The 15,401-nt window shown below is 58.4% G+C and carries 9 protein-coding genes and 1 tRNA gene; 8 read left to right on the top strand and 2 right to left on the bottom strand.

The window, feature by feature from the left end; all coding sequences use genetic code 11:
* Window positions 1-49 precede the first annotated feature (49 nt).
* The 3 genes from VN622_01875 to ppdK all read left to right on the top strand — a co-directional run bounded on the left by VN622_01875 (window position 50) and on the right by ppdK (window position 6,304).
* The gene (locus VN622_01875) at window positions 50-1,066 is read left to right on the top strand and encodes a glycine--tRNA ligase subunit alpha (protein ID HWR34600.1); all 1,017 of its coding nucleotides are present in this window, start codon (window positions 50-52) and stop codon (window positions 1,064-1,066) included.
* A gap of 154 nt (window positions 1,067-1,220) precedes the next feature.
* Complete coding sequence (gene glyS, locus VN622_01870) at window positions 1,221-3,479, top strand: glycine--tRNA ligase subunit beta (GenBank protein HWR34599.1); 2,259 nt, start codon at window positions 1,221-1,223, stop codon at window positions 3,477-3,479.
* A 122-nt stretch (window positions 3,480-3,601) separates the two neighbouring features.
* Window positions 3,602-6,304: a pyruvate, phosphate dikinase gene (ppdK, locus tag VN622_01865; protein ID HWR34598.1), complete on the top strand. Its 2,703-nt coding sequence runs from the start codon at window positions 3,602-3,604 to the stop codon at window positions 6,302-6,304.
* A 173-nt stretch (window positions 6,305-6,477) separates the two neighbouring features.
* Here ppdK and VN622_01860 read toward each other — a convergent pair whose 3' ends face one another.
* Window positions 6,478-7,050: an outer membrane beta-barrel protein gene (locus tag VN622_01860; GenBank protein HWR34597.1), complete on the bottom strand. Its 573-nt coding sequence runs from the start codon at window positions 7,048-7,050 to the stop codon at window positions 6,478-6,480.
* A 295-nt stretch (window positions 7,051-7,345) separates the two neighbouring features.
* Between VN622_01860 and VN622_01855 the strand changes: the two genes are divergently transcribed.
* A complete protein-coding gene (locus tag VN622_01855) occupies window positions 7,346-8,521 on the top strand; it encodes an acyltransferase (protein HWR34596.1) in 1,176 nt (391 codons plus the stop codon).
* A gap of 263 nt (window positions 8,522-8,784) precedes the next feature.
* On the top strand, window positions 8,785-11,973 hold the full coding sequence (locus VN622_01850) for a TonB-dependent receptor (GenBank protein HWR34595.1): 3,189 nt from the start codon (window positions 8,785-8,787) through the stop codon (window positions 11,971-11,973).
* A gap of 83 nt (window positions 11,974-12,056) precedes the next feature.
* Here the strand turns inward: VN622_01850 and VN622_01845 are convergent, their stop codons facing one another.
* A complete protein-coding gene (locus tag VN622_01845; GenBank protein HWR34594.1) occupies window positions 12,057-12,650 on the bottom strand; it encodes a hypothetical protein in 594 nt (197 codons plus the stop codon).
* A gap of 234 nt (window positions 12,651-12,884) precedes the next feature.
* On the opposite strand from VN622_01845, the gene VN622_01840 reads away from it, so the two are divergent.
* The 3 genes from VN622_01840 to VN622_01830 all read left to right on the top strand — a co-directional run bounded on the left by VN622_01840 (window position 12,885) and on the right by VN622_01830 (window position 15,336).
* Window positions 12,885-12,962, top strand: a tRNA-Glu gene (locus VN622_01840).
* A gap of 305 nt (window positions 12,963-13,267) precedes the next feature.
* Window positions 13,268-14,683 carry a selenium-binding protein SBP56-related protein gene (locus VN622_01835; protein ID HWR34593.1) on the top strand — a complete coding sequence of 472 codons (1,416 nt, stop codon included), beginning with the start codon at window positions 13,268-13,270 and terminating at the stop codon, window positions 14,681-14,683.
* On the top strand, window positions 14,680-15,336 hold the full coding sequence (locus VN622_01830; GenBank protein HWR34592.1) for a hypothetical protein: 657 nt from the start codon (window positions 14,680-14,682) through the stop codon (window positions 15,334-15,336). Before VN622_01835 ends, VN622_01830 begins: the two co-directional genes overlap by 4 nt.
* The last annotated feature ends 65 nt before the right edge of the window (window positions 15,337-15,401 follow it).

Here is a 15,401-nt window from a genome sequence, read left to right as displayed (position 1 = left end):
CAGGGGAGCGGCCGCCCGCATCGGCCGCAGTTGCAGTTACGAGAAACGAATGTCGAAAGCGAAACAGACCGGACTGACTTTTCAGGACCTTATTCTCCGCCTGCAGGATTTCTGGGCGCGTCAGGGTTGCGTGTTGCAGCAACCGCACGATGTAGAAGTCGGAGCCGGAACCATGTCGCCGGAAACGTTCCTCGGCGTGCTCGGCCCGCGGCAGCATAGAGTCGGCTACGTGCAGCCCTCGCGCCGCCCCGCCGATGGTCGTTATGGCGAGAATCCGAACCGACTTTATAAGCACACGCAATTCCAGGTAATCCTGAAGCCGCCGCCAAATGACGTGCAGGAGCTCTACCTTGAGTCGCTGGCGGCCATCGGCATCGATCTCAAGAAACATGACATCAAGTTCGAGGAGGACAACTGGGAGTCGCCCACACTCGGCGCGTGGGGCATCGGCTGGCAGGTCATGCTTGATGGACTTGAGATCACGCAGTTCACATATTTCCAGCAGTGCGGCGGCGTCGATCTCGACCCCATCTCGGTCGAACTGACGTATGGGCTTGAGCGCATCGCGGCGTTCCTGCAGGACGTCGATTCCATTTATGACATCGTGTGGGTACGTGATGCCGAAGGCAACGCAGTCACCTACGGCGACATACGTCTCGCCGATGAAGAGCAATTCTCGGTCTACAACTTTGAACGCGCGGACGTGGCGCTGCTATGGAAGCATCTCGATGCCTATGAAGCCGAGTGCCAGGCATTGCTCGATGAGTATTCGACTCTGGTGCACGCGGGCAAGGAAGCGAGCAAGAAGGATCGCGCTGTCGATCACGATTTCACAAATAAGTTACGCGAGCAAAAGCTGCGCTTTCCAGTGCTCCCCGCCTTCGATCTCTGTCTGAAATGCTCGCACCTGTTCAACATTCTCGATGCTCGAGGAGCGATCAGCGTGACGGAGCGCGTGGGCGTTATCGCCCGCATTCGCCAACTCGCGGTGGCTTGCGCCAAGTCGTATGTAGACCAGCAGAAGGCAGCAGAAGGCATTGCAGAAACAAAGGCCGTCGGACACTAGGCTCTGCTGTTCGTTTGTGCAGGCACATCAAGACTGGTACACGCGACGAGCAAGCTGGAACTAAGAAGTGGAACTAAGGCGAGAAACTACTTTTTGTGATCTAACTCACATCCGGCGAGTGCGAAAACGCGAGAAAATAGAAAGAATTTGAATAATGGCTGACTTCCTCTTAGAGATCGGGACCGAAGAGATTCCGGCGCGCATGATTCCCACCGCGACCGGCGAACTGACTCGCCGTGTGCGCGACCTTATTGCACGCGAACGCCTTGGCCGCAGCAGCGTGGCGTCTGAAAGCGGTTCCACTTCCGATATTGAGATTCAGATCGAGGCTTTCTCTACGCCGCGCCGCCTCGCGGTGTTCGCGCATGGTGTCATTGCCTCTCAACCTGATGTCGAAGAGCAAGTGCTGGGTCCATCGCTGAAGGTCGCCTACAAGGATGGCCAGCCCACCCCGGCAGCGCACGCGTTTGCTAAGAAGGTGAATGTTGACGTAGCGAAGTTGCAGCAGGTCTCCACGCCGAAGGGCGACTACCTTGCCGCAAACGTCACGAGGAAAGGTCGCAGCGCCGGCGAGATCTTCTCCGAGTTCCTGCCAAAAGAGATTGCTTCGCTCTACTGGGCGAAGAACATGTATTGGCGCGGCAAGAGCGCTGAGCGCTTCGTGCGTCCCGTGCGCTGGCTCGTCGCCATGCTGGATCGGCAGGTCGTGCCGCTGGAGTTCGCCGGCATCACGGCATCGAACGCAACGCGTGGGCATCGCGTTCTGTCCGACGGTATGCCGCAGATTGCCAAGAACGGACGTTCGCACGAAATCACGATCCAGTCGCCAGGGCGGTACGTGGAAGCGCTGACCAGCGGCTTCGTAATCCCAACGGCTGCGCAGCGCGAGCACATAATCCGTAAGGCTCTTGATGCCGCCACGCGGACACTGCACGGCGCACGCTGGCGCGAAGACAGCGATCTGCTTGCGACGGTGGTGAACCTAACGGAGTTCCCCGCGGTCATCCTCGGCAACTTCGATTCCGAATATCTAGCGTTGCCGGAAGAAGTGCTTGTCACGGTGATGCGCGACCACCAGAAATATTTCGCCGTGGAAGACACATCCGGAAAACTTGCGCCGCATTTCCTTGCTGTGCTGAACACTTCGGGCGATCCCGAAGGTCTTATCCGTCACGGAAACGAACGGGTACTGCGCGCACGCTTCAACGACGCCCGTTTCTTCTGGACGACAGACCAGAAGATCCCGCTGCGCGATCGCGTGCAGAGCCTGAAATCGGTTACGTTCCAGAAGGATCTCGGCAGCTATTACGCCAAGACCGAACGCCTTGGCCGGCTCGCAGCTCGCATTGCGGACGACCTGGCCGCTGCCGGCCTTGAACTGTCGCGCAATGCGGTGTGCGAGGCCGCACAGCTCGCCAAGACGGATTTGACGACCGAGCTTGTAAAAGAATTTACGGAGCTTCAAGGCATTGTCGGCGGACTCTACGCGGTTCATCAGGGACACGATGCCGCGGTCGGCAGCGCCATCTACGATCAGTACAAGCCTGAGTCGATGGAGGACGCTGTACCGCGCACGATGGAAGGCGCGGTGCTCGCCATCGCCGACAAGTCCGACTCGATTGCCGGCATGTTTGCGCTAGGACTTGTTCCGAGCGGGTCGAAAGATCCGTTCGCGTTGCGACGCGCGGCTAACGGCATCGTGAGGATCATCGCCGAGCACAAGCTGCCGCTCAGCCTGCGCCAACTCATGCGCGATGCGCTTGACGGATACCAGGGCTCCGAGGCCGAGAACAAGTTCACTAACACAGGCGAGAGGCTCAGCGAAGACCTCGACAGCTTCTTCCGCGAGCGGCTTGAGTTCTACCTGCGCGATGCCAAAGGCTTCGCTTATGACGTTGTGAACGCCGTGCTGGCCGCGAACTCGAACGCGCCGGCGACTGCCGAGGCGGCGCTGCTGCGCGGCGATGGCGCAGATGATGTGGTGGACGCGCTTGCACGCGCAGAGGCTGTCGCGAAGGTTCGCCCGTCGGAGGATTTCGAATCGATCTCCGTTGCATTCAAGCGGATGAAGAACATTCTGCGTCAGGCAAAGGAAGCAGGGAAGTGGGATGATTCCATGATTATGACGGAGTTCCCGCAGACTTACGATGACGTTGCCGAGGGCAGGCTTTTCGAGGTTGTACCTAAGGTAGCCGAAGATGTCGGCCGCCTGCGTGATCAAAAGCAATACGAACAGGCGCTGGTGGAGGTTTCGAAACTCCGCACACCCATCGACGTCTTCTTCGAAAAAGTCATGGTCATGGTGGAAGAAGAGGAGGTACGCCGCCGGCGCTTGTATCTGCTTTACAAGCTGCTGAGCGAGTTCACCACGATCGCAGACTTCAGCGAGATCGTGATCGAACGCAAGGTATAGTTTTCATGGCGAGGGCGAAAGCTCGACGCGAGATGCACACGCACTACTAGCAGTCGCTATGGCACAAGTAATCAGAGGTATCTAAAATGAGTACCCAGACCCTACAGACAGAGAGCGTGAAGATGGCAACTCCAAGCACAGCAGCAATCAAATACGTCTATTTCTTCGGCGCGGGCTCGGCAGAAGGAAATGGCAAGATGAAAGATGTTCTCGGCGGCAAAGGCGCAGGCCTCGCCGAGATGACCAACGCCGGACTCCCTGTGCCTCCCGGCTTCACGATTCAGACGGAAGCCTGCCGCGAATTCATGCGCGGCACATTCTCGAAAGAGATCGACGCGCAGATGGATGCCGCGCTTGCGAAGCTGGAAGAAGTGATGGGCCAGAAGCTCGGCGCAGGCTCCAATCCGTTGCTCGTCAGCGTTCGCTCCGGCGCCAAGTTCTCCATGCCGGGCATGATGGACACGATCCTGAACCTCGGACTGAACGACAAGGCCGTGGAAGCGCTTGCGCGCAACACCAACAACCCGCGCTTTGCGTATGACTCCTACCGCCGCCTGATCCAGATGTTCGGTAGCGTCGTGCTGGAAATTCCGAAGCACGCCTTCGAAGAAGTGTTCGACGGCAAGAAGAAGCAGAAAAAAGCGAAGCTCGACACCGATCTCGATGCGAAGGCGCTGCAGGAAGTGATCGCCGAGTACAAGAAGGTTGTGAAGAAGTACGCGAAAATCGACTTCCCGCAGAACGCGCATGACCAGCTCGTCATGTCTCGGGACGCCGTGTTCCGCTCCTGGCAGAATGATCGTGCGAAGCACTATCGCCGCATGAACAACATTGACGACATGCTCGGCACGGCCGTCAACGTTCAGGCCATGGTGTTCGGCAACCTCGGCGAGACCTCCGGCACGGGCGTGGGCTTTACGCGCAATCCGGCGACCGGCAAGAAAGAGTTCTACGGCGAGTTCCTGATGAACGCGCAGGGTGAAGACGTGGTGTCCGGCGTTCGCACGCCGATCCACATCAGCCAGCTCGAGAAGATCCTGCCCGATGTTTACAACCAGCTGCGCGAAATCACAACGCGCCTGGAAAAGCATTACAAGAACATGCAGGATTTCGAGTTCACGATCCAAGATCGCAAGCTGTACATGCTGCAAACGCGTAACGGCAAGCGGACCGGTTTGGCCGCTGTCCGCGTCGCGATCGACATGGTGGAAGAGGGCCTGATCACGAAGGAAGAGGCCATCAACTACGTCGAACCAAACCAGCTTTACGACTTCCTTGTTCCGCGTCTTGATGAGAAGGGCGCAAAGATCGAATTGCTCGCCACCGGGCTTCCGGCCTCGCCAGGCGCAGCTGTGGGACAGATTGTCTTTTCGGCCGACGATGCCGTGACGGCAATCCAGAAGGGCAAGATGAAGTCCATCATTCTCGTCCGTGGCGAAACCACGCCGGAAGACATTCACGGCATGGAAGTCGCGAGCGGCATTCTCACGTCGCGTGGCGGCATGACATCGCACGCTGCCGTCGTAACGCGCGGCATGGGCAAGTGCTGCGTTGCCGGCGCGGGTGATTGCGACGTCAGCGAGAAGAAGAAGGAACTGCGCGTGAAGGGTCAGGTCTTCAAGGAAGGTGATTGGCTTTCCCTGGACGGGACCACCGGCCGCGTGCTCAAGGGCAAGCTGAACACGTTGCCTGCCTCGCCGGACGATCCGGACCTTGTGAAGTACATGGCCTGGGTCGATCCTTATCGTCGCCTCAAGGTGCGCGCCAACGCCGATATTCCACGCGATGCCATCCAAGCGCGTGCGTTCGGCGCGGAAGGTATCGGACTGTGCCGTACCGAGCACATGTTCTTCGCCGAAGATCGTCTGCCGCACATGCGCGCAATGATTCTTACGGACAACGAGAAAGACCGTCGCGCCGCACTGAAGAAGCTGCTTCCGATGCAGCGCGCCGACTTCCTCGGCGTCTTCAAGGCGATGAACGGTTTCCCGGTCACGATCCGCACGCTGGATCCGCCGCTTCACGAGTTCCTGCCGAAGCGCGAAGACCTGCTGGTCGAGATCGCGAAGCTCGAAATTACCAAGCCTCGCTCGCCCAAGCTGAAGGAACTGCACACGCTGCTGAAGCGCGTGGAGGACCTGCACGAAGTGAATCCGATGCTGGGCCATCGCGGCTGCCGTCTTGGTGTCACCTATCCCGAAATCACGGAGATGCAGGCGCGCGCCATCATTGAAGCCGCCGTCATCGCCACGGGCAAGGGCATCAAGGTCCTGCCGGAAATCATGATCCCGCTCACCACGGGCATCAAGGAGATGAAGCACCAGGCGGACATCGTCCACCGCGTTGCCGAAGATGTATTCAAGGAAAAGGGCAAGCGCATCGAGTACATGGTCGGAACGATGATCGAATTGCCTCGCGCCGCGCTGGTTGCCGACCAGATCGCCGAGGAAGCCGAGTTCTTCAGCTTCGGCACAAACGACCTCACGCAGACCACGTTCGGCTTCTCGCGTGACGACATCAATAAGTTCCTGCCCGACTACCTGAAGGAGGGAATCTTCAAGCAGGATCCCTTCGCAGTGCTCGACCAGGAAGGCGTTGGTCAGCTCGTGCGCATGGCAGTCGAAAAGGGCCGCAAGACCCGCCCGAACTTGAAGGTCGGCATCTGCGGTGAACACGGCGGCGAACCGCAATCCGTCATGTTCTGCCACGAAGTCGGCCTGAACTACGTCAGCTGCTCGCCGTTCCGTGTCCTCACGGCGCGTCTAGCGGCTGCCCAGGCAGGCTACGCCGAGAAGAGCGGCGTGCAGGCAGGCCAGACGAAGTAGTAGTTGCATTGTCGGACCATGCGTCCGCCAAAGAGACGGGGCACGCTTCGCGCGTGCCCCTTTCTTTTTTCGCCACAAACTTCGCTTATCGCGATCCTGGACTTTACAAGGAAGCTCTTGCTTACTCCATCCTTGGCATTTAGACCGCGTTTTTTCTGGACTGCAGTTTAAGGCTACGGCGTGGTGACCGGGATTCTTCCGCGCCTTATACCGCCGCCGAAGTGGTACATGATCCCAACGGTGAAACGGCCACGAGTACGGCCGATCGACTCGAACGTCGTGCGCAGGAACTCCGCTTTCAGACGTCCACTGACCTTGCGGTTGAAATCGTAATCCGTGCCGCCGCCCAGCGACCATGAGTAACTGGTGTCGGAAGCCTCCGGGCCATTCTGAATACTGGTGCTCTGGTGACTAACACCGAATAGCAGGTGAGCAAACGGCACCCACTTCGGATTAGCGAAGGCCCGATAGAAGTGAACCCGTGGTCCTGCCTGGTAGTTCTGTATCCTGTCGGTGACCTTGATGTCATTTGTTCGCACCGTCGACCAGAGCGCGCTCACCTCGCCCGCCAGCGAAAGCCACCGGTTCGGATGCACGGCGACGCTGCCTTCGAACCCATCAGGCCCGAAGTCGCCAGTCATGTGGGTGAAACCGATCCCCGCCGACATATGTTGTGTGTCTATCTGCGCCTGGCTTCCGATGCACGCCATCAGAACTAACAAGCCCGCCAAACCAACCTTCCTCATACTTGTCCTCGCGGCTTTTAACGGTGTCCGGCAACTTGCGCGCAACCCCACACGCGATGCCTAACCTATTGGTTGCAGCAATGGATGGTTAGTTGCCGCGAGACGCTGAACGATGTATGGAATTGCGCTGGATATCAGAGCTGTTGCTAAGCCGTTCTGAGACGCTGGTGTGCTACACCCATCCATTGGCAGTTCCGAGGCGTCTTCATTCCCTTGTTCTACGCTGGCGCAAATCGCCAGCTCACCTGCTACACTCCTCTGGACTGAAAACTAAAACTCAGGACCTTCCCCGCACTTGGCGACGATTACTTCGAACTGGACCCAGGCGGTGGCCGAAGAGCGCACCCGCTCGGCCACAAAGCGCTTCTATCATCCCGAACTCGACATCCTGCGTTTTTTCGCGTTTTTCATGGTGTTTCTGCATCACGCGCTGCCGCATGATCCGGCGTTCTACACGGCGATGAATGTTCCCATCGTGATGGCGCGCCTCTTCGCCGCCATCGGAGCCTCAGGCGCATTCGGGGTAAATTTATTCTTTGTCCTGAGCGCGTATCTCATCACAGAGTTGCTGCTGCGGGAACGTGCTTTGCTTGGGGACGTGGATCTTCGCGCTTTCTACATGCGGCGTATTCTGCGCATATGGCCGCTTTACTTTGCTTTCCTGGCGGTTGCGGCTGCGCTCGCCATCTTTATGCCGGGCCAGCAACTGCCCTGGAATACGGCTCTCGCGTTTACTGCTCTCTCCGGCAATTGGTGGATCGTTTTCAAAGGCTTTCCTTCGTCTGTAATCTTCCCGTTGTGGAGCGTTTCGATCGAGGAGCAGTTCTATATTTTCTGGCCAGCTGCGATGCGACGCCTGCGCCAGCCATTCCTTTTGGCATTCGCTGTACTGCTGCTCGGCATCGCGAGCCTGACACGTTTGTATCTCGGGACGCACGGCGCAACCGAAACGCAGGTGTGGTGCAACACTTTTGCGCAGCTCGATCCTATTGCGCTCGGAATCCTCGCCGCCATCTTCTTGCGCGGTCGCGCGCCGCAACTCTCGACGCTGGCTCGCGTAGCACTGGTTGCGTTCGGAGTGGTCGCTCTCGCCGCCGCCGGTAGTTACTGGCAGATCAAAGGTGATCCGCTCACCGTTTCGCGAATCATGCTGGGGTATCCTGCGGTCGCCCTCGGAAGCATCGCTTTACTGCTGGCGTTCCTTTGCGAATCTGCACCACTCCGCAAGAGCGCGTTCGTGTACCTCGGACGCATTTCGTACGGCCTCTACGTCTTCCACATCCTCGGCCTCATGTCGAGCGACTACATCGTTCCTCATTACGATTCCAGCTTCGCGCGTTACATGCTGCGCAATGCGGTCGCACTAAGCATCACGATTGCGCTGTCAGCGGCGTCGTATCGCTGGCTGGAGACTCCGTTCCTGAACCTGAAGCAACGCTTTACGCACGTTCTCTCGCGTCCCGGCGGTTAAGCCAAACGGATAAGAAGAACATCGAGCAGCCGCCCTCGCCTGCTCTCGATGGGGAGCCGATCTCTACGGGCGCGCCTGCCGTTGCTTAAGTGGTTACTGCAACTTTCGTCGCTCAAATTACTGTTTCCAATGTGCTTGCGTAGAAAGTCAGCTATAATCCTGCCAACTGTGGGGCTCCGACCTATTGGTTTCTAAAACATGGTTTTCTGAACATGTTGCCTTTGTGCTGTAGGTTCCCAACCTATTTCCGCAAGGAGAGCAAGATGTCACGTCGGTTTCAGGTCGTGCTGTTTTTGATGTTTCTCTCGGTACTACCCTTAGCTTCTCAGTCATTCCGCGGTAGCATCGCGGGCACCATCACGGATAGCTCCGGTGCCGCGGTACCCGGGGCGGAAGTAAGGATTATCAGCGCCGGCACTGGGCTCTCTCGCCTGGCACAGACGGGTGACACCGGCTACTTCACTGTCACCGAACTGCCACCCGGCAACTACGACATCAGCGCAACGAAGTCCGGCTTCCGTACGCAGACATTGCGTGGCGTGGCTGTCACCGTGGGCAGTGTTTCCCGCGCGAATATCGCTTTGACGCCCGGTCAGGTAGAGGAGAAGGTGGAAGTCACGGCCGCCATTCCCTTGATCGAGACCAGCAGCAACGTCATGGGCGGAACCATCGAGGGGCCGGCCGCCGTTGACATGCCCGTGAATGGCCGAGATTTCACCAAACTGCTGGTTCTGGTCCCGGGCGCGACCGGTGATCCAGTGGGCTCAACGGACTCGCCCGGTTCGTTCGGTCTGTTCAGCGTCAACGGCAATCGTGGACGCTCGAACAACTACATGCTCGATGGCACGGACATGAACGATGGCTATCGCAACCTGCCCTCGATCAATGAGGCCGGAGTTTTTGGAACGCCGGCAACCATCCTGCCCGTTGATGCGCTGGCGGAGATTCCCGTGCTCTCGGGCGTGGAAGCCGAGTATGGCCGCAATTCCGGTGCGGTCGTTAACCTGGTCACCAAGTCCGGCACCAACAACCTGCACGGAACGCTTTACGGATTTCTGCGCGACGACCGTTTCGATGCGCGCAATTACTTCAACGCTTCGAGCGAACAGCAGAACAGCTTCCATAACGATCAGTTTGGAGCGTCGCTCGGCGGCCCGGTTGCGAAAGACCGCACCTTCTTCTTCCTGGCCTATGAGGGTCAGCGCGAGCATGGCGGTCTGCCAACGGTAGGAACGGTGCCCACGCAGGCAGATATCGCTGCTGCCGGGGGTGTTTCGAATCCCGTCATTCAGAACTTGCTGAACCGAAATCCCTGGGGGATTGCGCTGCCCGCTACAGACGGCAATGTACAGTTCAACACTCCGTTCTACAACCGGGTTGACAGCCTGATTGCGAAGATCGACCAGCACCTCGGCGGACACAATAAACACAACCTGCTGACAGGCCGCTACTTTTTCGGCGACAGTAAGCAGAGCTTCCCGCTTGGGCTCGTAGGTGGCGGCGGCTCCGCGCCGGGTTACAACACGGTCACGCCGACGCGCGTCAATATCCTGTCGCTGTCTTACACGCACATCATCAGCCCCAGCTTCCTTCTGGAGTTCCGCACCGGTTGGAACCGTTTCCACGAGGACTTCCTCGCGCAAGACATTAATTTCGATCCTCGCTCGATTGGCCTGAACACGCTGGTTGCGGACGCCAACCCCCGCGACTTCGGCCTGCCGCTGATCCAGGTAGGTGATTTCAGTAGCATTGGCGCAACGCCGAGCGTTCCTCGCGGACGCACGGATACAAACTGGCAGTACTTTACGAATGCGTCGTGGACGAAAGGTAGCCATAGCTGGAAGTACGGATACGAGTTCCGGCGCACATTTGTGAACGGCTTTTTCGACGCGGGCTATCGCGGCAAGTTGGTTTTCGACACCTTGACCGATTTCCTGCAAGGCGTACCCACAGGCGGACGCTCGGCGACTGGTGACTCGCGGCGTGGAACGTTCCAGAACAATCATGGTTTCTACGTTCAGGACAACTGGCGACTGACGGATCGCTTGACCCTGAACTACGGAATGCGCTGGGATTACTACGGCGTAATCGGGGAAGAGAAGGGACGCTTCAGCATCCTCGGACCCAGCGGTACGTTGGTGAAGCCAACGGAACTTTATCCGAAGGATTACAACAATTTCGGCCCGCGCCTAAGCTTCGCTTACGACCTGACTGGCAGTGGAAAAACGGTTGTGCGCGCAGGTTGGGGCCTGTTCTACGACGCTTTCTCGCAAGACTTCTTCGTCGGTCAATTGCCGTGGAATACCTTCAACCCAGGGCCGGCGTACAACGATATCGGATTTGTATTCTCTGCCGGGCCAATCGCCAGTGCGTTACCGGTGTTCACGGGTTATTCGGCAGGGGACGTGTTCACGGTATCGCAGAAGATGCGAACTCCGTACGTTCAAAATTTCAATTTGAACGTGGAGCAGCAGCTCACGAAGAACATTGCCGCGCAAATCGGTTATGTGGGTTCCGCCGGTCGCAAGCTGTTCCGCTACAGGGACATCAACCAGGTCACGAATCTCGCAACCGGCGACCGGCCGTTTCCCGGCCTCGGTTACGTCAACGAGTTCGAGTCCACTGCAGCGTCCAGCTACAACTCGCTTCAGTCGAGCCTGCGAATTCGCGGATGGCACGGCATCAACTCGACATTGAACTACACCTGGGGACACTCGATCGACAATGCCAGCGATGGTCAGGATTACGTACCTAACGCGGCGCAGCCTGACAACAGCTACAACCCATCGGCCGAGCGCGCCAGTTCGAACTTCGACAATCGTCATCGCTTGCAGTGGTTCTGGAACTACGAGCTGCCGAAGTTTGGGGCCGCTCCAGTGCTGACCTCAGGATGGTCGGTGAACGGCATCGTCACATACTCGACGGGGCAACCGTACAACCTCAACTTCTTCGACGATTTCAACGGCAGCGGAGAATTCTTCGGACGTCCCGACGTCGTCGGTGATCCCTTCGCGGGCGGAACAAAAGCACCTTTCCAGCTGCTAAACCTGTCGGCGTTCGCTGCACCATGCACGATCGTCGCAGACGCCTGCGACCCGTCCACCTTCCATTTCGGAAACCTTGGCCGTAACGCCTTCAACGGGCCAAATTACGCGAATTTCGACTTCTCGCTCCAGAAGACTACTCGGATAGGCGAGCGCGCGGATCTGCAGTTCCGCGTGGATTTCTTCAACATCTTCAATCACCCGAACTTCAGCAGTCCGCTGCTGCCGAATTTTTCGGTGGATATGTTCACCAACGGCTCGGAAATCAAGACGATCAACGGCAGCCAGCGGATGGTGGGAACTGGCAGCCTGGCAACGGTTGCGACGCCTGACGTTGGCACTGGCAACCCGTTCCTGGGTGGTGGTGGACCACGCAACATCCAATTCGGTCTGCGCCTCAGTTTCTGATTTGCTCGTAAAACAAAGGCCGTCCGCGATAAGCGCGAACGGCTTTTTCATTTTCGGAACGTCAGCGACTCCGGCGGCGGTTTTTACTGCACGCGCTGCAATCGCGAGATAAGTCTCTGCGCGAGGTTCTCTTCAGTCTCATTCCACAGCACGCGTCCGGTGATGTTGCAGTTCTTCTCGACGCGAGCGCTGAAGTCGACCAGCTTCGCGACGTTGGCCTTTACCTTCTCCTCGTTCTCGGGCGTGAGTTCCATTTCCTCGTACAGGAAAGGGAAGTCCAACCCGAAATCGATTTCGATGTGACCGTGCTCTTCGTAAACGCCCTCATCGAAAGCGACACCGTGAACGATGAAGCGCACCTTCAGCGGCTTCTCAACCCAGGTCTCCCCGGTTTCGGAAGGCGTCCACAGATCCCAGTAAGCCTCAAAGACGAGGGCGTAGTCCTCTTGCGCGAAGTCGGCGACGATCTCGGCCACCTGTTCTGGGGTTGCTGGCGGAATCATGCGCCGCTCGAGAATGGTGGGTTGCGCCCAGTCGATCGGTTGCACGGCGATGTAGCTAACGCCGGGCTCGGTGGCAGAATAAGGGAACTGCCGCATTACGGCCGCGGCGCGCGGCAACATGTCTTCAGCATCGAAACCGGGAAACCAGAGGCTCAGGTACAGAGTGTCTGCCATCGAATCCTACCGTGCGTTACATTGGGGCCATGAGCCCAGAGATTCATTCTACGGCAGGTTCGGGATCGCGTTCGCATCGCTGCCCGGGGAAGTTCAAGTCCATCAGCAGGCAACATTAGTGCGAGCACGGAGACGGGAAGCAATGTGGAAACGGACGCTCGCCTTTGACACTCTGCTTTGTTGGTTGGTAGTATGACTTGTCCGGTGCAGTTCGCAGTTTCCTGCCTTTGCTGCGTCCCCGTCGTCTAGCCCGGCCTAGGACACCGCCCTTTCACGGCGATAACACGGGTTCGAATCCCGTCGGGGACGCCAACTCTCTAACCGACCGATCCCACCTTGCTTGCATAGAATCTCTAAGTTTTCTGTGGCGATGTCCGTGCTGCTCGAAAAATTGTGGTCACTTCACCAATGGGGTGTAAGACGTAGTATGCTTTGCGGCGACCAACAGCCGTGCGTTCCCCTCTAGGCTGCTGGCTTGCAGGCGTTGCCCGGTCCAGCGTTTGCCATGGCTCTCCTTGACCAGGGCCTCTTCGTGGTCCTTGCGGCTGCGACGTAGACGTAGATGAAACACCGGCCGGCAAATCTTTTTCGGCGATTGTTCGCAGAAGGAGAAATGTATGCCGCTGATGCGTCCCGACCCCACCTTTTACCCTTCACCGGCCATGGCAATGCAGGCCCCTCCAGAACGCCTCGCTTACGTTGCGCTGCTCAACGTTGGCAAGAACGGAAAGCGCGACGCCTTGGGCGTCATTGACGTCGAGCCGAGATCTTCCGAGTACGGCCGTCTGATCGCCCAAGTGGATTTTCCAAACAACGATAATGAATTGCACCACTTCGGGTGGAATGCGTGCAGCGCGTGCCTTTGCCCGCAGGCGCCGCATCCGCACATGGAGCGTCGCTACCTGATCGTACCGGGGATCGGGTCGTCGCGAGTTCACATCCTGGATACGAAAGTGAACCCAAAGCAGCCGAAAATCGTGAAGGTGATCGAGCCCGAAGAGTTCATCAAGAAGACCGGATACAGCGCGCCCCACACGATCCATTGTGGCCCCGACGGAGTTTACGGGAGTGCCCTCGGCTCGCCCAGCGGAGACGGCCCCGGCGGCATTTTCCTGATGGATTCGAACACGTTTGAGCTGAAGGGCCAGTGGGAACAGGAGCGCGGCCCACAGCAACTTGCCTACGATTTCTGGTGGCATCTTGGGCACGACACCATGGTCACCTCCGAATGGGGCACGCCGAACATGGTGAAGGACGGGGTCAACCCGGAGCTGCTGCTGGCCGGCAGGTATGGCCACAAGCTGCACATCTGGGACCTTGACAAGCGCCGCCATCTGCAGGAACTGGATTTAGGTGCGGAGCAACAGATGGTGCTTGAGTTGCGCCCCGCCCACGATCCGAAGAAGACCTATGGGTTCGCCAGTGTCGTCCTTTCGCTCAAAGACCTTTCGTCTTCGATCTGGATGTGGTACCGCGAAAACGGCGGTAAGAACGGCAAGTGGGCCGTCCGCAAAGTGATTGACATCCCCGCCGAACCGGCCGACCCGGAACAACTGCCGCCACTGCTTCAGGGCTTCAAGGCGGTGGCGCCGCTGGTGACCGACATTAACCTGTCGCTCGACGACCGGTGGCTCTATGTTTCGTGTTGGGGAACCGGTGAGTTCATTCAGTACGACGTTTCCGACCCCGTCAATCCGAAGAAGACCGGCTCGGTTCACCTCGGCGGAATTGTACGCCGTGCGGCTCATCCGAAAAACCCCAAGCAGCCGCTCAACGGCGGCCCGCAGATGGTCGAGCTCAGCCGCGACGGCAAGCGCGTCTATTTCACAAATTCGCTCTACTCCCCTTGGGACGAACAGTTCTATCCCGATGGAGTTAAGAGCTGGATGGTAAAGATGGACGCGGATCCGAAGGGCGGGATGAAGCTGGATGAGACGTTCTTCGTCGAGTTCGATGGTGTGCGCGCGCACCAAGTCCGGCTGGAAGGAGGCGATGCATCGTCGGACTCCTATTGCTACTCGGAGGCGCAATGATTCATGCGGAGATAGGCTCGACGGCGTTGTGGCTGATACTGCTCCTCGGCGCCTACCACGGAATCAATCCCGGGATGGGATGGCTCTTCGCGGTGGCGCTGGGGATGCAGGAGCAAAAGGGAAGTGCGGTGGCGAAATCGCTTCTCCCGATTGCGCTCGGTCACGCATTGGCGATCGGGAGCGTGGTGCTTGCCGCTACGTTCCTTGGCAAGGCGCTGCCGGTTGCGGCCCTTCGCTACCCCGTAGCCGCGGTCCTGCTCGGTCTCGGACTTTATTGTCTGGTACGGCATTACCACCCGCGTTGGGTCCGAATGAAGGTGGGCTTCTGGGGCCTGACGCTCTGGTCGTTTCTGATGGCCTCGGCACACGGAGCGGGTTTGATGGTGGTACCGGTGCTGCTGGCCAGTAGTGCTGTCGAGGCAGCGAACCAAACAGCAGGGCAACATCACCATACGCCCGCGGCCGCCAGCCCTCTCGCAGGGCTGCTTGCCACCGGAGTCCACACGATCAGCTACCTTGCGGTTACGGGGCTCGTCGCGTGGGTGGTCTATCGTAAGTTCGGTCTCGCGCTTCTCCGTACAGCGTGGTTTAACCTCAACCTGGTCTGGGCCGCTGCGCTCGTAGTCACCGGCCTGGTCACGCTGTTGATGTAGCCTCTAAAAATCTGGGCCTTTGAACCTTGCACGCGCAAAGCGAGCCTGCGCTCCCAATGCATATG

This window comes from Clostridia bacterium (assembly GCA_035561135.1).
Lineage (GTDB): Bacteria > Acidobacteriota > Terriglobia > Terriglobales > Acidobacteriaceae > DATMYA01.
The sequence above is the reverse complement of the archived record's forward strand: the minus strand, read 5'-3'. Positions and strand labels throughout refer to the sequence as shown.